Raw genomic sequence first — 23,485 nt, 5'->3', positions numbered from 1 at the left:
TTTACAATTAAATAATTAAGCGATAACTTTTATATAATGATAAGCAAACGTTTAAAAAACACACTCGAATTAGTTTTGTCAAAACAATTTAAAACACAATTAAACATGAAAAATTTATTCTTAAGTCTTGCTATTTTATCAACATTATTTGTTGGCTGTTCATCTGATGATGATGAAGGAACTATTCTACCGGTAGAAGGAGAATTAACGGGAGCAATAACTACTAATAAAACATATGCTTTTGGTAATTATACCTTAAACGGAATCGTAACAATTGAAAACGGCGTTACAGTAACTTTTGATGCAGGTTCGACTATCACAGCTAATGCTGCTAATGGCGTGGATGCTATCGTAGTTAAAAATGGCGGAAAATTAATCATGAACGGAACAGCTGCTCAACCAATTGTATTGACAGAACCTTCAGCTACTCCGGGTTCTTGGGGTGGAATTATCATTTATGGAGATGCTCCTATCAATGGTGCTGGTGGTGTGACTGTAAAAACCTCTGAAGATGGATTAAATCTATCATATGGTGGAACAAATCCAACACACAACGGCGGAACTTTACGTTATGTAAGAGTTGAATACGCTGGTAAAAAGATTACTGATGGTACAAGTGAAATGAATGGTTTTTCATTCTATTCTGTTGGATCCGGAACTACTTTAGACCATTTAGTTTCTTACAAAGGTGCTGATGATGGTTATGAGTTCTACGGTGGAACTGTTAGCGCTACAAATTTGATTTCTTATGGAAATTATGACGATTCTTTCGACTGGCAAGATGGATGGAAAGGTCAAAACAATTCTAACTGGTATGCATATCAAACAGGAACAGGTAATTTCGGAATGGAAATCGAAGCTTCAAATAACAATAACGCTTTTTGGCCGGTAATTTCAAACATTACTTTAATCAGAGCTGCAGGAACTGTAACAGAAGGCGGATCTTCAGCAGCTGAATATGATGCCATCCAATTCAAAAAACAAGGTAATGGTGATTTTTCAAATATCGTAATCTCCGGATATACTACGGCTAATTCAACTAGTGTTAGAATTCAAGACGCAGCAACTAATACCGATCAGGTTAACGGAAATAAAATAAAAATTAATGCGGTGAAAATTAATGACGGAACTTCTCAGTACTTAGGTGCCGGAAGTCTGAGCGTTTCATTTCCAACCGGACAATATATTACAAGTGATAGTGCTACAGGAGCTAGTATATCTACAGGAATATGGACAACCGTTAATGGGACAAACTTAGTTCCATAAAAAACTAAAAAATGTTTAAAAAATCCTTTAATCCATTAACTCGGATTAAGGGATTTTTTTTGGTACACTATTTGAAATAAATTTTATATATTTGTTGTAACCAAATTGAAGTCATGAAAAAAAATTACTTTATAATAATCGCATTCCTAATGTTTTCTCTTGCAGGCTTTGCCCAAGAAGGAAAACAGCCTAGCGAATCTTTAGGATTTTATCCAAATCCTGTGAGTAATGGTAAAATATATATTACTTCAAAAACTTCTTTGGATAAAGATATTTCAATATTTGATGTATTGGGAAAAAAAGTTTTACAAACTACTGTATCATCCCGCGAGTTAAATATTGCTTCTATTCCACCTGGTGTTTATATCATCAAAATTACTGAAGGCGAAACTACTGCCACCAGAAAACTAATTGTCAGATAGTTGCCTTTCTGAAAATTAATCGTTTTTTAATCATTTTTTTACATTCTTTATTTTTATAAATAAAATTTGTCCTTATATTTGTAAGCTAATAAATTTATAAAAGATGAAAAAACTTTACACTCTATCATTGTCTATATTGACAATATCTCTTTCACTTGCTCAGGCTTCTGATCCATTTATGGGGACAGGTTCGTTAAATGCTAACGGTTGGGTAACGCATAGTGGAGCAATTCCAGGTCAACAAACTATTACTGCCGGTTCACTTACTTACTCTGGAATGACTTCTCAAGGTAACAGAACACAAATTATCGCAGGTAACACTGAAGATGTTAACCTTGCTTCTGCAGCACCATTAACTGGTGTAGCTTATTATTCAGCTTTAATTAATTTACCAAATGCTGATGGATTAGCATTAAATACCGATACAGTTGGTAATTATTTTCTAATGTTTGCTACTACTGCCGGAGCTACAGGTGTTACTGGTTTCAATGGAAGAGTATACATCAGAAATGGTTCTGCTGCTGGGACTTTTAATTTAGGAATTTTAAATGGTGCTGGTGGAACTGCAACCCCAACATATGCAGGAGATTTAGCAATAACTACAACTCATTTTATTGTTGTGAAATTTGATTTCGGAACTAATACTGCAAGTTTATGGGTAAACCCTGCAATTGGTGGAACTGAAACAGCTGCTACTGTAACAAATGCAACAGGAACAACTGCTGCACCTGCTCAATTTGCGAGTATTGCAATCAGACAAGCTGGAACTGCAGCTGCAGGAACTGGTAATATCGATATAGACGAAATTAGATTAGGTTCAACTTGGGCTTATGTAACTTCAGATATATTAAGAACTAACCAAAACGCTATCACTGGTTTAAGAGTATATCCAAACCCGGTTACTAACGGAACATTGTTTATTGAAACTTCTGCTAATGCTCAAAAAACTGTTGCTGTTTATGATGTATTAGGTAAAAAAGTTTTAAGCACTTCTACTAATGACACTACAGTTAACGTAAGTTCACTAAATGCTGGTGTTTACATCGTTAAAATTACTGAAGAAGGAAAAACTGCTTCAAGAAAATTAGTTATTAGATAATTACTATTCAATATACTTAAAAGCTCTAACGAAAGTTAGGGCTTTTTTATTTTCATTACTTTTGCATCGTTCTGAACTAGTTTCAGAACCTTTATAATTTGATAGATTCACAAGACATATTTACCATTTCCTCTCAAAAGCAATTTGAAAAAATAGCACTAAAGGTTTTTCGTTTTCAATACGAAAACAACTTAGTCTATCAGGAGTTTTGCGATTTTCTGAAAGTGGATAAACAGTCCGTAAAATCGCTACAGCAAATTCCATTTCTACCTATTCAATTTTTTAAGAATCATAATGTGGTTTCGAATACGGACACTGTTCAGGAAACATTTACCAGTAGTGGAACTACCGGAATGATTACCAGCAAACATTTAGTTACCGATGTTTCGCTATACGAACAAAGTTATCGAAATGCCTTTTCAGAATTTTATGGAAACATTGAAGATTATGCGGTTTTAGCTTTGCTTCCATCCTATTTGGAGCGCTCTGGCTCGTCTCTAATTTATATGGCAAAGGATTTGATTGAACTTTCAAACAATGAGCACAGCGGCTTTTATTTGCATAATTATGACGAACTAATTACAAAGCTTATTGAGTTAGATGATTCAGGTCAAAATGTAATTCTAATCGGAGTTACATATGCTTTATTAGATTTGATTGAGAAACAAAGTTTCCAATTAAAAAACACCATAATTATGGAAACCGGTGGCATGAAAGGCAAACGCAAAGAAATGATACGCGAAGAATTACATGAAATTCTGTGTCATGGTTTTGGAGTTCAAAATATTCATTCCGAATATGGAATGACTGAGCTTTTATCACAAGCGTATTCTTTAGGTGACGGAATTTTCGAATGTCCCGCTTGGATGCAAATCCAAATTCGTGATACCGAAGACGCGCTGACTTATGTAGATTATGGAAAGACCGGCGGAATAAACATAATTGATTTGGCCAATATCAATTCGTGCTCGTTTATTGCCACTCAGGATTTGGGCAAAAAATATCCCAATAATTCGTTCGAAGTATTGGGACGTTTTGATAATTCTGATATTCGTGGTTGCAACTTGATGGTTATCTAACCCTAATCACAAAATAATTTTTCTTTCCGCGTTGTAGTAAAACAAACTGATTGTTAATCAAATCTTTTGTAGTCAACTGAAATTCTTCAGTAACTTTTTCCTTATTTACCGAAATCGAATTCTCTGCCAAAGCGCGTCTCGCTTCACCATTTGATTTCAAAAATCCTGATTTCTCATTCAACACATCAACAATATTGATTCCGTTAGAAATAACATCTTTTGAAATTTCCGCTTGCGGAACACCATCAAAAACCTCCAAAAAAGTAGCTTCATCCAATTGTTTCAAATCGTCAGCCGTAGCATTTCCAAACAAAATATTCGAAGCCTGAATCGCTTTTTCTAATTCTGCTTTTCCATGAACTAAAATCGTAACTTCTTCAGCTAGTTTCCTTTGCAATACTCGCAAATGCGCCGCTTCTTTATGTTCAGCAATCAAAGTATCAATAACATTTTTATCTAAAAAAGTGAAAATCTTTATGTATTTCTCCGAATCTTCATCCGAAGTGTTTAACCAAAATTGGTAGAACTTATAAACCGAAGTTTTATCGGCATCAAGCCAAATGTTTCCGCCTTCTGATTTTCCAAATTTAGAACCATCGGCTTTCGTAATTAAAGGTGTAGTCAAAGCAAAAGCTTTTGCTTCTGTATTCGGGTTCATTCTGCGAACCAATTCCGTTCCTGTCGTGATATTTCCCCATTGGTCAGAACCGCCCATTTGCAACACGCAATTGTAATGCTTGTGCAAATGATAAAAATCGTAACCCTGAATCAGTTGGTAGGTAAACTCCGTAAACGACATTCCGTCACCGGCTTCTCCCGACAAACGTTTCTTTACCGAATCTTTCGCCATCATATAATTAACAGTGATTCGTTTTCCAACTTCACGTGCAAAATCGATAAACGAAAATGACTTCATCCAATCGTAGTTGTTCACCATAACCGGCGCATTTGCTCCAGTCTCATTAAAATCCAAAAATCTTGAAAGAACACTTTTGATTCCGGCAACATTCTTCGCCAATTGGTCTTCCGTAAGCAAATTACGCTCATCCGATTTTCCTGAAGGATCACCAATCATTCCAGTCGCACCACCAACCAAAGCAATTGGTTTGTGTCCAAAATTTTTCAAATGCAAGAGTAAAATGATTTGCACCATGCTTCCAATATGCAACGAATCAGCTGTCGGATCAAAACCAATATAAGCGGTCGTGGCTTCCTTAAGCAATTGTTCTTCGGTTCCGGGCATGCTGTCGTGGTAAAGTCCACGCCATTTTAATTCTTCGACAAGATTCTTCATTTTAAAATCAATTTGCGCAAAGATAAAATAATTGTTGATTTGGTTATTCGGTTATTCGGTTATTTGGCATCAATAATTCGTAATTCGTAATTCGTAATTTGTAAATTCGCATTATGATATTAGTAACAGGCGGAACAGGTTTAGTCGGAGCACATTTGCTTCTTCATTTGGTTGAAAATGAAGATTCAATTCGGGCAATCTACAGACACCCTAACTCTATCGAAAAAACAAAGTCGCTTTTTAAGTTATATCAAAAGGAACATTTATTCCCCAAAATTGATTGGGTTGCTGCCGATATTACTGATATTCCTTCGTTAGAAGTTGCTTTTCAGAATATTGATTATGTGTATCATTGCGCGGGTTTAATTTCATTTGACCCGGATGATGAAGAAAAACTGCGCAAAATAAACATAGAAGGAACTGCCAATATTGTTAATTTCTGCCTCGCATACCAAATCAAAAAACTATGTCAAGTAAGCTCTATAGCCGCTTTTGGAAATGTTGCGTCAAGCGAAATTCCAATTGACGAAGAAACCGAATGGAATCCTGAAGCCTATCACAGCGATTATGCCATTTCAAAATACGGCGCAGAAATGGAAGTTTGGCGAGCACAACAAGAAGGTTTACAAATTGTAATGGTAAATCCAGGCGTGATTTTAGGCGCAACTATTTGGGATGAAGGAAGTGGTGAAATTTTTACTAAAGTCAAAAACGGACTAAATTTCTACACGCTAGGTGAAACAGGATATGTTGGTGTAAAAGATGTGGTTTCAGCTATGATTCAACTGATGAAAAGTACCATTGTTGGTGAACGTTTTTGTCTTGTTTCCGAGAGTATGAGTTATCAAAAAATAATCAATACTATTGCTCAAAATCTAAACACCCGAGGCGGAGCCGAACGGAGCGGAGCTAAACCCAAACCTACTTTCTATGCAAAACCATGGATGACAGCTATTTTATGGCGAATAGATTGGTTTATGAATACTTTTTTCAGAACCAAAAGAAAACTGTCAAAACATGCCGCAACAACTATTCATACGGTAGACAAATACGATAGCCATAAAATAAAAAATGCTTTGAATTTTGAATTCCAAAGCATTGATAAAGTGATTGAAGAAATTTTTTCTCTGCAGAAGTAATTATTGTACTTGCGGCGTATCCGAATTTAAAGTACTGTTTGGATTTGGCGGAACAGCCTGGCCATTTTTCCTCATTTCGGCTTCAACTTTTACTGTTTCTGCACTCAGTTTTTCTTTAACCTTTTCAATTATTTTTTTGTATTCCTCTATATCGGAAGCATAATATTTATTGCTTTTTGCAAATTGAATGCTATCGATTTTATACTTTTTATAAATATAATCGTTGCCCATTTTCGCAGTCAGACCACCATTGATATTTTGTGATTTGATTGCTTCCAATAAGGATATATCATATAAAATAGCAACCATTTTGTCTTTGTCAATAAGGTTTTCAGGCTTTTCAACCGAATTGCTGTTACAACCAAAAAGCAGCACTATCAAACCTAAAAGAATACTTCTCTTCATATTAAAATTTTTATCTGTCAAAAAGCAAACGCTTTCCAACAGGAATATCTTTTACTTTAAAATTGTGGTAAACCAATTCGCCATTCACAAAGGTATGCGTAATTCTTGATTTAAAATTATAACCATCAAATGGCGACCAACCGCATTTGGCCAGTATATTTTCTTTCTTGACATTCCATGGCAAACTCGGATTCACAATAACCAAATCGGCATAAAATCCTTCTTTGATAAAACCTCGCTTTTCGATTTTAAAAATCTTTGCCGGATTGTGACACATTTTTTCTACAATCTTTTCTACAGAAATCTTTCCCTGATGATTGGCTTCAAACATGGCCACCACAGCATGTTGCACTAAAGGTCCGCCCGATGGTGCTTTTAAATACGACTGCTGCTTTTCTTCCAATGTATGAGGTGCATGATCTGTTGCTATAACATCAATTCTGTCATCAAGCAATGCTTCCCACAAAGCCGTTCTGTCGTCAGCGGTTTTTATAGCAGGATTCCACTTGATGAAATTGCCTTTTGTTTTATAATCTTCATCCGAAAACCAAAGATGGTGCACACAAACTTCAGCGGTGATTTGCTTTTCTTCCAACGGAATTTTATTGGTAAACAGCTCCATTTCTTTCGCTGTAGAAAGATGAAAAATATGCAATCTTGCACCTGTTTTTTTGGCTAGCTCAATTGCTTTGGAAGAAGAAATATAACAGGCTTCCGCGCTTCTGATTTGATGATGGAATTCAATCGGAATGTCTTCACCAAATTGTAGTTTGTATCGTTCTAAATTATTTTTAATGGTCGTTTCATCTTCGCAATGCACCGCAATAAGCATCTTTGTAGAAGAAAATATTTTCTCCAAAGTTTCCTGATTATCAACCAACATATTTCCAGTTGATGAACCCAGAAATAATTTAATTCCGGCAACGTTTTTTGGGTTTGTTTTTAAAATTTCTTCTAAATTATCGTTCGTTCCGCCCATCATAAACGAATAATTGGCATAAGATGTTTTGGCGGCGATTTGATATTTTTCTTCTAAAATTTCCTGAGTGACCGCATTCGGAACAGTGTTGGGCTGTTCAATAAAAGAAGTGATTCCGCCGGCAACAGCGGCGCGACTTTCAGAAGCTATATCGCCTTTGTGAGTCAAACCCGGTTCACGAAAATGAACCTGATCATCAATAGCTCCGGGAATAAGATAACTTCCTTCGGCATCAATGATTTTACAACTGGAAAGTTTTGGGCTAATGCTTTCAGCGATTTCAACAATAAATTCGTTTTCAATCAAAACATCGCCTTCAAAAATGGTTCCTTCGTTTACAATTTTGGCATTCTTAATTAAAACGGTATTCATGCTATAATCGATTTAAAAACTTCTTAAGTCTTAGGGAAATAACCCCAAAAATAGCTTCCTTAATAATAGAACCGCTCATTTTGGATTGCCCTTTAGTTCTGTCGGTAAAGATGACCGGAACTTCCTGTATATTAAAATTTTTGGCGAAAGCCCTGTATTTCATTTCAATTTGAAATGCGTAACCAATAAATTTTATTCTATCTAAATTTATTTTTTCCAATACTTCTCGATGGTAACAAATAAATCCGGCGGTCGCGTCCATGATTTTCATACCTGTAATCATTCGTACATAAACCGAAGCAAAATAAGAAAGCAATACTCTGCTCAAAGGCCAATTCACCACATTTACTCCTGTAACATAACGTGAGCCAATGGCTAAATCTGCACCATTAAAATGACAGGCTTCATATAGTTTTTCTAAATCATTTGGGTTGTGTGAAAAATCGGCATCCATTTCAAAAATGTATTCGTAATGATGCTTCAATGCCCATTTGAATCCGTGAACATAAGCTGTTCCTAAACCTGATTTTTTCTTTCTGACGGATAAAAATAATTTATCTTGAAATTCACTTTGCAATTCCATTACTTTTTCAGCCGTTTTGTCTGGCGAATTATCATCAACAATTAGAACATGAAACTTTTTGTGTAACGAAAATACAGCCCGAATAATACTTTCGATGTTCTCAATTTCGTTATACGTTGGAATAATTACAATACCGTCATTCATAGTAAGTGCCGTCAAACTTCGTTGCAAAAATAAACTTTTTATCAGAGCACTATCTTAATAATTATATAATAATTTTAAGAAATAAAAAATTAGTAATTTTGTCAGGATTATGATAGAAACTGTTTTACAACCGAGAATTTTAGAGCCTAGAGATTGGGCAACCTATTTGTTTGTTTTCTCTTTTGTTTTGATTGCAATTACCAAGACTGCATTTGAAACCCGGTTTAGCGAATTTCTAAGAATTTTGGTTTCCGATAAATACATAAAAGTATACAAAGACACTTCTCATTTGATGAGTGGTTTTACGATATTGTTGTTTGTTGTACAGATTATTTCGTTTTCTTTTTTCATTCAATTGGTGCTGAATTATTTTGGGTATGTTTCAAAAACTGATTGGGTAATTTTTCTTCGGATTTTTACTTTTTTCGGAATATTTGTGCTTTCAAAATTCCTGATTGAAAAGATAGTGGCAACCATTTTTAACATTGAAGAATTTGCCGAACAATTTAATTTGCAAAAAGTTAGTTACCGAACTTTTATCGGATTGATTTTGCTGCCAATAAACATTTACTTGTTTTATAACAATACTCCATCAAATATTCTGATTTATTGCACAATTGTTGTGATTTTAATAATTAACTTGTTTTCTTATCTGGTTTCGTTGAAGATTTATCAAAACTTACTCATCGGCAAGTTGTTTTATTTTATTTTGTATCTTTGCGCACTTGAAATAGCGCCCTACTATTTTATATATTATTTGATTACAAAAAATTTAGCACATTAGAATGTCCAATTTGAAAGTGAAAACAATTTTGGTGTCACAGCCAGAACCAAAAGTAGAGAATTCACCTTATTTTGAATTACAGCAAAAGCATAAGGTAAAGATTGATTTCCGATCATTTATTCATGTAGAAGGTGTAAGCGCAAAAGATGTCAGAGCTCAAAAAATAGACCTAAATAACTTTACGGCAATCATTTTGAACAGCAGAAATTCTGTTGATCATTTTTTTAGAGTGGCCGAAGAAATGCGTTATAAAGTTCCCGAAGATTTAAAATATTTTTGCCAATCGGAAGCGATTGCTTTTTACCTGCAAAAATATGTGGTTTACAGAAAACGTAAAATCTATGTTGGTCAAAAAGACTTCGTTGATTTGTCTCCGCTAATCAAAAAATACAAAGAAGAGAAATTTCTTTTACCAGCTTCAGACCAATTGAATTATGATGTGCCACAAACGTTGGATGCATTAAAAGTAGATTGGACACAAGCGACTTTTTACAAAACAGTAATGAGTGATTTGTCTGATTTGGCAGATGTTTATTATGATGTTTTGGCATTTTTTAGTCCAACCGGAATTAAATCATTGTTCAAGAATTTCCCTGACTTTAAACAAAACAATACACGTATTGCTGTCTTTGGAAGCACTACTCAAAAAGAAGCTTTGGAACACGGATTGCGTATCGATATTTTGGCACCAACGCCCGAAACACCGTCGATGACAATGGCTTTGGAAAGATATATTGCCGACGCCAACAAAGGAAAATAAAACAAAATTATCATCATAAAAAAAGCCATTCTCAATTAAGGGAATGGCTTTTTTCTTTGGTTAGGTTGGTTAATTATAATTGCGGCCCGGCTTTCACCAAGCTTTTTCCTTGTTCATTATCAGTATATTGTTCGAAATTTTTAATGAATTTTGATGCCAAATCCGTTGCTTTTGTATTCCAGTCTGATGCATTTTCATACGTATCTCTTGGATCTAAAATAGCTGAATTTACATCATGCAAAGATGTTGGAACTTCAAAATTGAAAACCGGAACTGTTTTAGTAGCTGCATTTTCAATTGAACCATCAAGAATTGCATCAATAATGGCGCGTGTATCTTTTATCGAAATGCGTTTTCCTGTTCCATTCCAACCTGTGTTAACCATATAAGCTTTGGCTTGGTTTTGTTCCATTTTCTTTACCAATTCTTCTCCATATTTTGTTGGATGCAAAGTCAAAAACGCTTTTCCAAAACAAGCAGAGAATGTTGGTGTTGGTTCGGTAATTCCGCGTTCTGTTCCAGCTAATTTAGCCGTAAACCCGGAAAGGAAATAATATTGCGTTTGTTCCGGTGTTAACTTTGAAACTGGTGGCATTACTCCAAAAGCATCTGCCGTAAGAAAAATTACTTTATTCGCATGGCCTGCTTTTGAAACCGGTTTAACAATATTATGAATGTGATAAATCGGATAGGAAACTCTTGTATTTTGTGTTACAGACGTGTCTTTAAAATCAATGGCTCCATCAGCATCAACCGTAACATTTTCCAATAGCGCATCTCTTTTGATAGCATTGTATATATCCGGTTCGTTTTCTCTGCTTAAATCAATGGTTTTAGCATAACAACCACCTTCAAAATTGAAAACGCCTTCGTCATCCCAACCGTGTTCATCGTCACCAATTAATTCTCGTTTTGGATCAGTAGATAATGTTGTTTTTCCGGTTCCTGAAAGACCAAAGAAAACAGCAACATCTCCGGCTTCACCTTTATTTGCCGAACAATGCATCGAAGCAATTCCCTGCAATGGCAAATAATAATTCATCATGGCAAACATTCCTTTTTTCATTTCGCCGCCATACCAAGTGCCCCCTATAATTTGGATTTTCTCAGTTAAATTAAACGCTATATATACTTCAGAATTTAATCCGTAATCTGCGAAATCTTTGAAAGAAGTTTTAGAACCATTCATCACAATAAAATCCGGCTCTCCAAAATGTTCCAGTTCGGCTTCCGTTGGGCGAATGAACATATTAGTTACAAAATGTGCCTGCCAGGCAACTTCCATGATGAAACGGACTTTCAGTCTTGTATTTTCATTGGCGCCACAAAAAGCATCAACAACATATAATTTCTTTCCGGATAATTGCGTGGTAGTAGTATTTTTTAACGCTTCCCAAGTATTTTGGTTTATGGGTTTGTTGTCGTTAACTGCTTTTTCAGAATTCCACCAAATGGTATTTTCGGTGATGCTGTCTTTAACAATGTATTTATCTTTTGGCGAACGACCGGTAAAAACACCTGTCATAACATTTACCGCTCCAAGTTCTGTTAGCTGGCCTTTTTCAAAACCTTCCAAATTTGGATTTAACTCATCATTGTATAACTTTTCGAAGGAAGGATTGTGAATAATTTCGTGAACATTTTTAATCCCATATTTTTCTAACGAAATCGATTTCGTAATTTGAGCGTAGTTCTCCATAGAAATTAGTTTGTGTTGCATTATAAATTTGACGACAAAGGTAAAAATTAAATTTTACAAACTATTTTTTTTATCAAAATATTATCTTTTTGCTTTCAAAATTTTCCAAAACAAAATGCTCCAGGCCAGTATTAACAAGGCTCCACCGATAGGCGTGACAATCCCAATAAATTTAAAATCAACTCCTGTTACTGCTTTTGTGGACAATAAATAGATGGACCCCGAAAAGAAAATTACTCCAAAAATCACCAATTGAAACACCATTTTTTTTGCTTTTTCATCGAGTAACGTATTGAGTCCTAAAAACAATAAAAAAAGCGCATGATACATTTGATATTTTACGCCTGTTTCAAAAGCGGTAAGTTGCTCAATCGATAATTGTTTTTTTAAAGCATGGGCTCCAAATGCACCTAAAATTATTGCTGTAATTCCCATCAAAGCAGCAACACTTGTAATTTTTCTTTCCATTTTATAAATCTATACTAAAACACAAATTTATTCGTTATCTGAATACTATTAAAAAAATTTCACGTTTCTTTTGGTATTTGAACCATTTTAAAAATTTATTTTTGCAGCATCAATTTAGAATTATGAAATCGAAGATTCACGAATACCGAAAAAACAATATTAAAAATATGAGTAATAAGATATCTCTTATCCTTTGTTTCGTTTTTACTTTTACAGCAGCTAACAGCCAAACTATAAAATCAGGTGAGAAACTGGTTTTTGCAGGTTCCTACAACATGAGCGGTTTGATGACCCAATTGGCGCAAGTTACCATGTCGACCGAAAATGTCACCACATCAAAAAACACCTATTTGCATTTGAGTTGCGAATTGTCAACCTATAGCAAATGGGATTCGTTTTTCAAAATCAGGGATATATATGAATCTTATGTAAATCCGAAAACTTTAAAACCAAGTTTGTATAAAAGGAATATAGACGAAGGCGGTTATAAAAAGAAGGAAAAATATGTTATTAAAGGCAATACCGTAAACAGCACCGTTAAGAAAAGAAACTATCCTGAATCGCAAAAAACCTTTACCATTGGTGGTTCGACACAAGACGTGGTTTCACTTTTGTATAAAGTAAGAACCATGGATTTGTCCAAATTTAAAGTTGGGCAAACACAAAACCTAATGATTGTTTTTGACGAAAAACAAATTCCGGTTACCCTAAAATTTATGGGTAAAGAAACTATTTCTGCCGGAAATTTAGGCAGCAAAGAATGCTACAAACTGTCTATTGGAGCCAAAACCGATGCCTTAAAAGGAAAAGATAAAAACCTAATTTGGCTTACTGCTGACAGCAAAAAAGTTCCGGCTTTGCTAAAGTTTAGTATTCCTGTTGGAACGGGACAATTAACGTTAACCTCAGCAACCGGGATTTAATCATGAGAAAATTATTTTTAGTTTTAGGAATACTATTCACGATTTTGGCAATCGCTTTTTCGGCTTTGCCTATGGATACTATTGCTTTTCTGCCAATTGGTCTGGCGATGATTTTTTGTTTGTTATTGCTTAAAAAATCTGAGGCTAATCAAAAAAAGCTTCCTAATTTTTTACTAATTTTATGTGTGCTTTCTTCTGTATTTGTTTTGGGGAAAACACTGCTGATAAAAGACGAAGTGGTGAAAGACACCAAATTTGAAAAGGAAAAAATTGAAACCAAGAAAGAAGCCCAAAAAGAACTCGAAGATTTAGAAAAGGATTTGGAATAAAATCAACAGCATGAGAAACATTTTAATCATTGGTGCCGGACGTTCAGCATCTTCACTTATAAAATATCTTTTAAGAAAATCTGCCCAGGAAAACTTAAATATAATCCTTGGTGATTTATCAATAGAATTAGCCAAAAGAAAAACATACAATCATCCAAATGCAACCCCAATTGCTTTAGACATAAATGATGTTGCCCAACGCCAAGCCGAAATTCAAAAAGCAGATATTGTTATTTCCATGTTGCCGGCGCACATGCATATTGAAGTGGCAAAAGACTGTATAACTTTCAAGAAAAATATGGTTACGGCTTCTTATATTTCGGATGAGATGCAAAGCTTGGATGAAGCTGTAAAAGCCAATAATCTGATTTTTATGAATGAAGTGGGACTCGATCCCGGCATTGACCACATGAGCGCCATGAAAGTGATTCATGAAATTGAAGCCAAAGGCGGCAAAATGATTTTATTCGAATCGTTTTGTGGTGGTTTAGTAGCACCGGAATCAGATGATAATCTTTGGAATTACAAATTTACCTGGGCGCCGAGAAATGTAGTTTTAGCTGGTCAGGGTGGTGCAGCCAAATTTATTCAGGAAGGCAAATACAAATACATTCCGTATCACAAATTGTTCCGCAGAACCGAATTCTTTCATGTCGAAGGTTACGGAAAATTTGAGGGTTATGCCAATCGTGATTCCTTAAAATACAGAAGCATTTATGGTCTTGATGATATCCTGACGTTATATCGTGGAACCATCCGCAGAGTTGGTTTTTCCAAAGCGTGGAATATGTTTGTGCAATTAGGCATGACCGATGATTCTTATGTTATGGAAAATTCAGAAACGATGAGTTATCGTGATTTTATTAATTCTTTTTTACCTTTTCACGCATCTGACTCGGTTGAATTAAAAACCCGAATGGCTCTTGGTATTGAACAAGATGACATCATGTGGGACAAATTAATGGAACTTGACATCTTTAATGCAAAGAAGATTGTTGGACTCAGAAATGCCACTCCGGCACAAATTTTAGAACGAATCTTAAACGACAGTTGGACATTACAACCCGAAGACAAAGACATGATTGTGATGTACCACAAATTTGGTTACGAACTTAACGGCGAGCGGAAACAAATAGATTCCAAAATGGTTTGCATCGGCGATGACCAAATCTATACCGCAATGGCAAAAACCGTTGGCTTACCGGTAGCAATGGCAACTTTGCAAATCCTGAATGGCAACATCAAAACGCCTGGCGTACAATTGCCAATTAAAAAAGAAGTGTACGAACCAATTTTGAAAGAACTGGAAGCTCATGGTATCGTTTTCCACGAAACCGAAATGCCTTATGTTGGTTACAATCCTGATAAGTTACTAGGGAATTAATTTTTAATAACTATCAGGAACTTTATGCCAAAGTTTCTTTCTGATATGTTAGTGGATTTTCATTGCGTCTTAGTGGCTTTGCGAGCCAATTAAATCTCGCAAAGCCACTAAGACGCAAAGCTTTTTGAAAATTTATGCGCACATAAATCTAGCTTCTTTGCTTGGTGTAATCTTTCCGATAGTCACTTATTTTTTATTTAAAGCGAATGGTTTGGGCATTTTAGGAATGGTTATTCCTGCTGTCCGTTATACTTCGTGCCACTTCCATCAGGGCTAATTAGCAATCGCCTTTTGTTAAATCAGATGTCAATTACAAATTTTACTTTTAGTTTAAAACAAAATTCCTATTTTTGCTTTAAATTCATTACTTATGAAAATAAATCAACTACAAATAGAAATTGACGGTATCGATAAGGAAATCCTCCGCGACCTAATGGAAGATGCCCGAAAACCGATATTGCAAATCGCCAACAAAATAGGAATTTCCGGTGCTGCCATTCACCAACGCTTACGAAAACTAGAAGATGCAGGTGTAATTGCCAGTTCAAAACTAATTGTAGACAATAAAGTTTTGGGTTATAAAACTATGGCATTTATTGGGATTTATCTTGACAAAGCCTCAAGTAATTCAGAAGCTGTGAAAGAACTAAAAAAAATCCCCGAAGTTCTGGAGTGTCACTACACAACCGGAAACTGGAGTATCCTAATCAAAATGATTTGCCGCGATAACGAACATTTGATGCAACTGCTTAACAAAAAAATCCAGCCTATTGAAGGAGTTTCGAGAACAGAAACTTTTATTTCATTAGAGCAGCAAATTGAAAGACAGATTCAGTTGTAATTATACTTTTATGTGGCTCCAGTTTTCGCCACGCTTAATTCGGTTTATCTGCATTTCACTTATTCCAAATTGTTTCGCCAACATCTTGATGCGCGTTTTTTGATCTGGCTTGCTAAGTATCTTTTTTAAATGAATAACTTTAGTCGTAGTTAATTTTCTGCCGTCGGCTTTTATATTGTACTCAATTAGTTTTTTCTTGGAATTGATTACATGTGGGCTTTTTTTATAGTGCTCTAACTTCTCCTCATAAGTCGCCCATTTCAAATTATGCACCGAATCATTATCCCTAACATAATCCAAATGCAATACATATTGTTGCTCATCAGATGTTTTCGGAATAAAGAATTCCGCAACGAGTTTGTATATGAAAAGGGTTTTACGGATTGCTTTACCGTTTTCAGTTCTTGCATAACGGAAAGCCTTATAGCCATCAGATGTAGAACCTTTTAATAAGTTTCCATCTTTAAAGTTCTCAGAAAAACTTATCAGCCTTCCTCTGTTGGAAACAGCATATCTATATTTCAATGGAAAATCCGTTTCGATTTCCCGAAATTCTTCGTTTGCGTAAAGTATAATCATTAACTGTGGTATTTGTTCCCCGAATTTATAAAAAAGATAAGTAGTAATCTAACATTACTGCTCTTTTAACTATGACTGAACGAAAGGGATTACCAAAACAGCAGTCAATAGGTTTAAAAATAAAAAATCCGCTACTTTCATAGCGGATTTTGTTTTTAATCTCTTCTTCCAAAAACCTGCAACGCCCAATATAAGAGCGAGGCTAAAGCACCAATTGCTGCAACCACATAAGTTCGTGCAGCCCATTTTAAGGCATCTTCTGCTCCGGCGTATTCTTGTTGGCTTAGCATGTTTTTGTTTTTCAGCCAGGCTAAAGCTCTATTGCTCGCATCATATTCAACTGGCAGTGTAATAAAACTAAAGACAGTCGCAACCGCCATTAAAACCAATCCGGCTACAGCGATATAAAATCCAAAGCCCAAATGTGCCGCAGCACCAAGGATTAACCCACCAATAATCAACCATTGTGACAAGGTTGACGAAACGTTTACAATTGGCACTAATTGTGAGCGTAACTGCAACATATTATATGCCGTCGCATGTTGGACAGCGTGACCGCATTCGTGTGCCGCAACTGCCGCAGCTGACGCGTTTCTTTGATTGTAAACGCCTTCACTTAAATTTACTGTTTTATCCGCCGGATTGTAATGATCCGTTAATTGTCCCGGTGTTGAAATGACTTTTACATCATAAATGCCGTGGTCTTGTAGCATTTGTGTTGCGATTTCAGCACCAGACATTCCGTTGCGTAAATGAATATGCGAGTATTCCTCAAATTTGCTCTTTAGTTTCGAGCTTACTGCAAAACTGATTAAGGCAATCAAGCCGAGTAATATATAATATCCTATCATGATTTTTAAATTTTAATTTATAAGATCTCATCAAATTGCAAGCCAACACTTTAAAGATGACAGCTTGTCATTTATCTGCAGATGGTGATGAAAGCAACGAGTTCCCTTGCTTCATAATACGTGAAACTAACGTTTACTATTTCATAACCGGCATTGGCTTTTTCATTTAGAAAATGCTCTACTTTGTCGGTTAACCTTTCTTTCATGCTGCTAAAACCAGCGGTTTCTACAATGGTGTGGATTTCGTGTTTTTTCATGGTATAAGTTTTTGTTCTTATACGGGAAATTTGAAAAAGGTTACAAATTGAGTTAAAAGGGATAAGGGACTAGGGATAAGTAAACCAACTTATCCCTAATCCCTTTTCTCTTATCCCTTAATCCACTTTATCCTACCAGATTAATCACTTTCCCCGGAACGATAATTACTTTATTGGGTGTTCTGCCATCAAGTTGCTTAATGGTTCTTTCGTCAGCCAAAACAATTTCCTGAATTTGCGGAACGGTTAAATCTAAAGGCAGCTTAATTGTGAAACGCATTTTTCCGTTAAAGGAAACCGGATATTCTTTTTCAGATTCTACTAAATATTTTTCTTCACAAATTGGAAAAGCAACAGTGGATATTGAACCTTCGTGTCCTAATTGACTCCACAGTTCTTCAGCAATATGCGGCGCATAAGGTGAAATTACGATTGCCAATGGTTCCAATATTTTTCGGTGGTTGCATTTTAGCGTAGACAATTCATTTACACAAATCATAAATTGTGATACCGAAGTATTGAACGAGAAATTCTCTATATCTTCAGTTACTTTTTTGATAGTTTTATGTAGCGATTTGTACATATCAGCTGTTGGTTCCCCATCAGAGATATTCAAACCGGTATTGTCATCAAAATACAAACGCCATAGTTTTTTAAGGAAACCTGAAACTCCTGTGATCCCGGCTGTATTCCATGGCTTTGCCTGCTCTAACGGACCAAGGAACATTTCGTATAAACGCAACGTATCGGCGCCGTAATCGTTGCAGATGTCATCGGGATTTACTACGTTATATTTGGATTTCGACATTTTTTCTACTTCACGCCCAACGATGTATTTACCGTTTTCTAAAATGAATTCGGCGTCTTTATAATCTGCATATAACGGATGATTTTTGAAAGCCTTTATATCTAATTCGTTAGTGATATCATTGATAACGGCTAAATCAACGTGAATTGGATGAACTTTTTCACCAGTAATCAATCCTTTTGAATACAGTTTTTTTGAATCTTCGCTTCTATAAACAAATGCACTCATCCCTAAAATCATTCCCTGATTAATCAGTTTTTTAAATGGTTCTTCAGTTGGTGCAAAACCTTTGTCTTTTAGGAATTTGTTCCAAAAACGCGAGTATAATAAATGTCCGGTTGCGTGCTCGCTTCCGCCTATGTATAAATCAACGCTTTCCCAATATTTCAAGGCTTCTTTGCTTGCAAATTCGGCATCATTGTGCGCATCCATATAACGCATCCAATACCACGAACTTCCTGCCCAACCTGGCATCGTGTTTAGTTCTAAAGGGAATACCGTTTCGTTGTCAATTTTATCATTATCTACCACTTCATTGGTAACGATTGACCAAGCCCATTTGGTTGAATTCCCTAATGGCGGCTGCCCGTCTTCTGTTGGTAAATATTTCTCTACTTCAGGAAGTACAATTGGTAAATATTTTGAATCAATCATTTGCGGCATTCCATTCACATAATAAACAGGAAATGGTTCGCCCCAATATCTTTGACGGGAGAAAACAGCGTCGCGCAAACGGTAATTGGTTTTACCTTTTCCGTGGTGGATTTTTTCCAATTCTTCGATGATTTTTTTGGTTGCAGCTTTATAACCCAATCCGTTTAGGAAATCAGAATTTGTCAATTCAAAACCTTCTTTAGCAGCAAACGCTTCCTGCGAAATATCTTGGTTGAAAATATTTTTAATTTCAGGCATTCCGTTTTGTCCTTTGAAGAAATTGGCAAAAGCATAATCTCTTTCATCACCGGCAGGAACCGCCATTACAGCACCAGTTCCATAACCAGCCAAAACGTAATCACCAATCCAAACCGGAATCGATTCTTTGGTAAATGGATGTTCGGCATAAGCGCCTGTGAACACTCCCGAAATGGTTTTTACATCTGCCATTCTTTCACGTTCCGAACGTTTTGCTGTAGCTTCAACATAAGCATCAACCGCTGCTTTTTGTTCCGGACTTGTGATTTGAGAAACCAATTCGTGTTCCGGAGCCAATGTCATAAATGTAACTCCGAATATCGTATCAGGCCTTGTAGTAAATACCGAAATAGTAGCATGATGATGCTTCAATTTAAAATCTACCGAAGCTCCAACCGATTTTCCAATCCAGTTGCGTTGTGATTCTTTAATCGATTCGCTCCAATCGATAGTGTCTAAACCTTGCAATAAACGTTCGGCATAAGCTGAAATTCGCATCGACCATTGAGTCATTTTTTTACGAATAACCGGATGACCGCCACGTTCTGAAACGCCGTTTACGATTTCATCATTTGCCAAAACGGTTCCCAGTGCAGGGCACCAGTTTACTTCGGTTTCGGCCAAATAAGTTAATCGGTATTGCAATAATCTTTTTTGCTTTTCTTCGGATGAAAAATCATTCCATTCCGAAGCAAAAAATATTTCGATATTATCATCACAAACCGCATGAACCGTAGCATTACCGGCTTTTTCAAAAATATCAATCAAAGTCGAAATATCTTCAGCTTTGTCCGTATCCTTGTTATACCACGAGTTAAATAATTGAATGAAAATCCACTGTGTATGTTTGTAATAATCGGCATTAGAGGTTCGTACTTCTCTGCTCCAATCGAATGAAAAACCAATTTTATCTAATTGCTCACGGTAACGCGCAATATTTTCGCGAGTTGTTTTTTCGGGATGCTGCCCGGTTTGAATCGCGTATTGTTCTGCCGGAAGTCCAAAAGAATCATAACCTTGCGGATGCAACACGTTAAATCCTTTGTGACGTTTGAAACGCGCCACGATATCGGAAGCAATATAACCCAGCGGATGTCCAACGTGAAGTCCGGCACCGGAAGGATACGGAAACATATCGAGCACATAATATTTTGGCTTATCTGAATTATTAGTTGCAGCAAAAGTTTGGTTTTTAGCCCAATACTGCTGCCATTTTTCTTCGGTTTTTTCGTGGAAGTATTTCATTCTTATATAGATGTCAATGCGTTTGTTTTCTAGCCCCGATAGAAGCAACTACCTTGTAGTGCGAATAGCGGGAAAATGGTTTACTGAAACAGCCCGAACCACTCGCTCCTTAAAAATTTAAGCGGCAAATTTACGTTTATTATAATAAAGTTAAAAGTTTGTACGTTATAAAGAAGAAAAACAATTTTCTTTATTATTTTTACCACATCAAAATACAATTTATGTTATCATCATTTGAAAAGTTTCAGAAACGCAGAGTTATTACTTCCTATTTTTCGGTCGTGTTGAGTATCTTTTTGGTGTTGTTTTTATTGGGGATTTTGGGGCTGTTTGTCATCAATTCCAAACGATTATCAGACAATTTCAAAGAAGAAATTGCAATGACTGTTTTCTTTAAAACTGAAGCTTCCGATTCTACAATAACCGCTTTTACGAGTGAGTTGAAAACAGCAAAATTTGCTAAATCTTTTGAATATGTTTCGAAAGAAGAGGCAGCCAAAAAACACATGAAAGTAATTGGCGAGGATTTTATGCAGTTTTTGGGTGTAAATCCACTTCAGAATTCTTTTGACATTCATTTGAAAGCCGATTATGTTACCAATGCCGGTATTGCTAAAATTGAAAATCGCCTGCGTAAAAATGAGATGATTGCTGATATCGTTTATGACAAGCAATTAGTGACTTTGGTCAATGATAACATCAAAAACATCAGCATGTGGATTTTAATTATCAGTTGTGTTTTTGCCTTTGTTTCGGTATTACTAATAAATAGTTCGTTACGTTTATCAATCTTTGCTAACCGATTTATTATTAAAACCATGCAGATGGTTGGTGCAACCAAATCGTTTATCAGAAAACCTTTTATTCAACGCAGCATTTTTCTGGGATTGATTGGTTCGGCATTAGCTGTATTTGCTTTGATTGGCGTGTTGGTTTACATCCAAACTACGTTCCCAAATCTTGGCATTATGGAAGATAAATTAGCCATTACCGTTGTGCTTTTCGGCGTTTTGGTTTTGGGTGTTGTGATTACCTGGATAAGCACTTACTTTGCCACACAGCGCTTTTTGAATTTGAGAACAGACGATTTGTATTAAAAATAAATAATTCAGCATAAAATGAAAAACAACGAGCAAAAACCTGATTTTCTTTTTGAAAAGGCAAACTATAAAATCCTATTAATCGGTATTGCGGTTATTGCTTTGGGATTCATTTTGATGAGTGGCGGCGGAAGTGATGACCCAAAGGTTTTCAACGAAGATGTTTTCAGTTTTAGAAGAATTCGTTTGGCACCAACTGTTGTTTTGATTGGGTTTGGAATTACGATTTATTCTATCTTCAAAAAATCTAAAGCGGAATAATGGATTATTTTCAAGCGATACTCATCGCCATTGTTGAAGGTTTAACCGAATACTTACCGGTTTCTTCGACTGCACATATGATTTTTACCAGTTCTTATTTTGGAATTCAGGAAGACGATTTTGTAAAATTATTTCAGGTTTCTATACAGTTTGGAGCAATCTTAGCCGTTGTGGTTTTGTATTGGAAAAAGTTCTTTGACTTCCGCAAAATTAACTTTTATATCAAATTAGCTTGTGCTGTAATTCCGGCCTTGGTTTTAGGGAAAATATTTGATGACAAAATTGACGCCGTACTTGGAAACCCTATTCCAATTGCGATTGTGCTAATCATCGGTGGAATCGTTTTACTTTTCGTAGACGGTCGTTTTCACACTCCAACTGTGGCTCACGAAGAAGACATTTCTATTAAAAAAGCAGTTACGATAGGATTTTGGCAATGTTTAGCAATGATGCCGGGAACAAGTCGTTCTGCTGCTTCCATTATTGGCGGAATGCAACAAGGATTAACCAGAGAAACAGCTGCTGAGTTCTCGTTTTTTTTGGCAGTTCCGACGATGTTGGCAGTTACGACTTACTCTTTATTTTTGAAGACTTATGAAGTGTCTCAATTAAAAGGATATGAACTGTTGACGCAATCTCCTGACAACCTAAAAATGTTTTTGGTTGGTAATATTGTAGCATTTATTGTAGCTGTTATTGCTATCAAATTCTTTATCGGAATCATAAAAAAATACGGTTTCAAACCTTGGGCGTATTACCGAATTATAGCCGGAGTTATTTTACTGGCTTATTTCTCTTTAAACAAATAGACGTTGAAAACTGCTGAAGACTTTTTAAACGGTCAAATCCTTTTGATTGACAAACCTTTGACTTGGTCTTCGTTTCAGGCGGTGAACAAATTGAAGTACATTTTAAAACGCAAATACGATCTTCCAAAAAAATTTAAAATTGGTCATGCCGGCACTTTAGATCCTTTGGCAACAGGTTTACTGATTGTCTGCACCGGAAAATTTACCAAGCGAATTACCGAAATTCAAGGGCAAGCCAAAGAATATACCGGAACAATTACCGTTGGAGCAACAACGCCATCATATGATTTAGAAACAGAAGTTGATGAAACTTTCCCGACGGAACATATTACAGCCGAATTAATTCAGGAAACCGTAAAACAATTCATTGGTGAAATCGACCAAAAACCACCTGTTTTTTCAGCCATAAAAAAAGACGGAAAGCGTTTGTACGAACATGCACGTGCTGGCGAAGAAGTTGAAATTTCTTCCCGAAAAACTACCATTCATGAATTTGAAATCACTAAATTTTATATGCCTGAAATAGAATTCAGAGTAGTTTGCAGCAAAGGAACTTATATTCGTTCGTTAGCTTTTGACTTTGGAAAAGCACTAAATTCCGGAGCGCATTTATCAGTCTTACGCCGAACCAAAATTGGAGATTTTTCAGTTGAAAACGGAATTACTCCCGAAGAATTTGAAAAAAAGATCTAA

The 23,485-nt window shown here is 35.8% G+C and carries 25 protein-coding genes; 15 read left to right on the top strand and 10 right to left on the bottom strand.

Features of this window, described 5'->3' with window-relative positions:
* Positions 1-105 precede the first annotated feature (105 nt).
* The 4 genes from GS03_RS04460 (at position 106) to GS03_RS04445 (ending at position 3,866) form a co-directional block, all read left to right on the top strand.
* On the top strand, positions 106-1,266 hold the full coding sequence (locus GS03_RS04460) for a hypothetical protein (protein WP_136151366.1): 1,161 nt from the start codon (positions 106-108) through the stop codon (positions 1,264-1,266).
* Between the two features lie 113 nt (positions 1,267-1,379).
* The gene (locus tag GS03_RS04455) at positions 1,380-1,688 is read left to right on the top strand and encodes a T9SS type A sorting domain-containing protein (protein WP_136151365.1); all 309 of its coding nucleotides are present in this window, start codon (positions 1,380-1,382) and stop codon (positions 1,686-1,688) included.
* Positions 1,689-1,791: 103 nt separating this feature from the next.
* Complete coding sequence (locus GS03_RS04450; RefSeq protein ID WP_136151364.1) at positions 1,792-2,787, top strand: T9SS type A sorting domain-containing protein; 996 nt, start codon at positions 1,792-1,794, stop codon at positions 2,785-2,787.
* A 98-nt stretch (positions 2,788-2,885) separates the two neighbouring features.
* Positions 2,886-3,866 carry a LuxE/PaaK family acyltransferase gene (locus GS03_RS04445; protein ID WP_136151363.1) on the top strand — a complete coding sequence of 327 codons (981 nt, stop codon included), beginning with the start codon at positions 2,886-2,888 and terminating at the stop codon, positions 3,864-3,866.
* Here the strand turns inward: GS03_RS04445 and tyrS are convergent.
* Entirely contained in the window at positions 3,859-5,160 is a 1,302-nt protein-coding gene (gene tyrS, locus GS03_RS04440; RefSeq protein WP_136151362.1) for a tyrosine--tRNA ligase, read from the bottom strand. The genes GS03_RS04445 and tyrS overlap by 8 nt on opposite strands.
* Positions 5,161-5,273: 113 nt before the next feature.
* Between tyrS and GS03_RS04435 the strand changes: the two genes are divergently transcribed.
* Positions 5,274-6,299 (top strand): NAD-dependent epimerase/dehydratase family protein, encoded by a 1,026-nt coding sequence (locus tag GS03_RS04435; protein ID WP_136151361.1) that lies wholly within the window; start codon positions 5,274-5,276, stop codon positions 6,297-6,299.
* Here GS03_RS04435 and GS03_RS04430 read toward each other — a convergent pair whose 3' ends face one another.
* The 3 genes from GS03_RS04430 to GS03_RS04420 are packed head-to-tail and all read right to left on the bottom strand — an operon-like array spanning position 6,300 to position 8,782.
* Entirely contained in the window at positions 6,300-6,704 is a 405-nt protein-coding gene (locus GS03_RS04430; protein WP_136151360.1) for a DUF4296 domain-containing protein, read from the bottom strand. It abuts the gene before it with no gap.
* Positions 6,705-6,714: 10 nt separating this feature from the next.
* The gene (locus GS03_RS04425; protein ID WP_136151359.1) at positions 6,715-8,055 is read right to left on the bottom strand and encodes a dihydroorotase; all 1,341 of its coding nucleotides are present in this window, start codon (positions 8,053-8,055) and stop codon (positions 6,715-6,717) included.
* A 1-nt stretch (position 8,056) separates the two neighbouring features.
* Entirely contained in the window at positions 8,057-8,782 is a 726-nt protein-coding gene (locus tag GS03_RS04420; protein WP_136153060.1) for a polyprenol monophosphomannose synthase, read from the bottom strand.
* A gap of 109 nt (positions 8,783-8,891) precedes the next feature.
* Here GS03_RS04420 and GS03_RS04415 point away from each other — a divergent pair, with 109 nt between their 5' ends.
* Together GS03_RS04415 and GS03_RS04410 are read left to right on the top strand one after the other, a co-directional pair.
* Positions 8,892-9,566, top strand: a complete 675-nt coding sequence (locus tag GS03_RS04415; RefSeq protein WP_136151358.1) for a DUF4271 domain-containing protein — start codon at positions 8,892-8,894, stop codon at positions 9,564-9,566.
* A 10-nt stretch (positions 9,567-9,576) separates the two neighbouring features.
* A complete protein-coding gene (locus GS03_RS04410) occupies positions 9,577-10,326 on the top strand; it encodes a uroporphyrinogen-III synthase (protein WP_136153059.1) in 750 nt (249 codons plus the stop codon).
* A 73-nt stretch (positions 10,327-10,399) separates the two neighbouring features.
* Here the strand turns inward: GS03_RS04410 and pckA are convergent, their stop codons facing one another.
* On the bottom strand, positions 10,400-12,025 hold the full coding sequence (gene pckA, locus GS03_RS04405; protein WP_136151357.1) for a phosphoenolpyruvate carboxykinase (ATP): 1,626 nt from the start codon (positions 12,023-12,025) through the stop codon (positions 10,400-10,402).
* 81 nt (positions 12,026-12,106) lie between these two features.
* Positions 12,107-12,493 (bottom strand): DUF423 domain-containing protein, encoded by a 387-nt coding sequence (locus GS03_RS04400; RefSeq protein ID WP_136151356.1) that lies wholly within the window; start codon positions 12,491-12,493, stop codon positions 12,107-12,109.
* A gap of 122 nt (positions 12,494-12,615) precedes the next feature.
* Here GS03_RS04400 and GS03_RS04395 point away from each other — a divergent pair, with 122 nt between their 5' ends.
* The 4 genes from GS03_RS04395 to GS03_RS04380 all read left to right on the top strand — a co-directional run bounded on the left by GS03_RS04395 (position 12,616) and on the right by GS03_RS04380 (position 15,970).
* The gene (locus GS03_RS04395) at positions 12,616-13,416 is read left to right on the top strand and encodes a DUF3108 domain-containing protein (protein ID WP_246034176.1); all 801 of its coding nucleotides are present in this window, start codon (positions 12,616-12,618) and stop codon (positions 13,414-13,416) included.
* A gap of 2 nt (positions 13,417-13,418) precedes the next feature.
* On the top strand, positions 13,419-13,745 hold the full coding sequence (locus tag GS03_RS04390) for a hypothetical protein (protein ID WP_136151355.1): 327 nt from the start codon (positions 13,419-13,421) through the stop codon (positions 13,743-13,745).
* Between the two features lie 10 nt (positions 13,746-13,755).
* Positions 13,756-15,129: a saccharopine dehydrogenase family protein gene (locus GS03_RS04385; protein ID WP_136151354.1), complete on the top strand. Its 1,374-nt coding sequence runs from the start codon at positions 13,756-13,758 to the stop codon at positions 15,127-15,129.
* Positions 15,130-15,499: 370 nt separating this feature from the next.
* On the top strand, positions 15,500-15,970 hold the full coding sequence (locus tag GS03_RS04380; protein ID WP_136151353.1) for an Lrp/AsnC family transcriptional regulator: 471 nt from the start codon (positions 15,500-15,502) through the stop codon (positions 15,968-15,970).
* On the opposite strand, the gene GS03_RS04375 is transcribed toward GS03_RS04380, so the two are convergent.
* The 4 genes from GS03_RS04375 to leuS all read right to left on the bottom strand — a co-directional run bounded on the left by GS03_RS04375 (position 15,971) and on the right by leuS (position 20,622).
* A complete protein-coding gene (locus tag GS03_RS04375) occupies positions 15,971-16,549 on the bottom strand; it encodes an NUMOD4 domain-containing protein (protein ID WP_136151352.1) in 579 nt (192 codons plus the stop codon).
* Between the two features lie 155 nt (positions 16,550-16,704).
* Positions 16,705-17,400 carry a zinc metallopeptidase gene (locus tag GS03_RS04370; protein WP_136151351.1) on the bottom strand — a complete coding sequence of 232 codons (696 nt, stop codon included), beginning with the start codon at positions 17,398-17,400 and terminating at the stop codon, positions 16,705-16,707.
* 71 nt (positions 17,401-17,471) lie between these two features.
* Positions 17,472-17,657, bottom strand: a complete 186-nt coding sequence (locus GS03_RS04365; RefSeq protein WP_136151350.1) for a hypothetical protein — start codon at positions 17,655-17,657, stop codon at positions 17,472-17,474.
* 127 nt (positions 17,658-17,784) lie between these two features.
* A complete protein-coding gene (gene leuS, locus GS03_RS04360) occupies positions 17,785-20,622 on the bottom strand; it encodes a leucine--tRNA ligase (RefSeq protein WP_136151349.1) in 2,838 nt (945 codons plus the stop codon).
* 221 nt (positions 20,623-20,843) lie between these two features.
* Here leuS and GS03_RS04355 point away from each other — a divergent pair, with 221 nt between their 5' ends.
* The 4 genes from GS03_RS04355 to truB are packed head-to-tail and all read left to right on the top strand — an operon-like array spanning position 20,844 to position 23,485.
* Positions 20,844-21,719 (top strand): cell division protein FtsX, encoded by an 876-nt coding sequence (locus GS03_RS04355; RefSeq protein ID WP_136151348.1) that lies wholly within the window; start codon positions 20,844-20,846, stop codon positions 21,717-21,719.
* Positions 21,720-21,740: 21 nt separating this feature from the next.
* On the top strand, positions 21,741-21,983 hold the full coding sequence (locus tag GS03_RS04350) for a DUF3098 domain-containing protein (protein WP_136151347.1): 243 nt from the start codon (positions 21,741-21,743) through the stop codon (positions 21,981-21,983).
* Positions 21,983-22,792 carry an undecaprenyl-diphosphate phosphatase gene (locus GS03_RS04345; RefSeq protein ID WP_136151346.1) on the top strand — a complete coding sequence of 270 codons (810 nt, stop codon included), beginning with the start codon at positions 21,983-21,985 and terminating at the stop codon, positions 22,790-22,792. The genes GS03_RS04350 and GS03_RS04345 overlap by 1 nt, the downstream gene beginning before the upstream one ends.
* Before the next feature lie 3 nt (positions 22,793-22,795).
* On the top strand, positions 22,796-23,485 hold the full coding sequence (gene truB / locus GS03_RS04340; protein WP_136151345.1) for a tRNA pseudouridine(55) synthase TruB: 690 nt from the start codon (positions 22,796-22,798) through the stop codon (positions 23,483-23,485).

The organism is Flavobacterium sangjuense, from assembly GCF_004797125.1.
Classification (GTDB): domain Bacteria; phylum Bacteroidota; class Bacteroidia; order Flavobacteriales; family Flavobacteriaceae; genus Flavobacterium; species Flavobacterium sangjuense.
The sequence above is the reverse complement of the archived record's forward strand: the minus strand, read 5'-3'. Positions and strand labels throughout refer to the sequence as shown.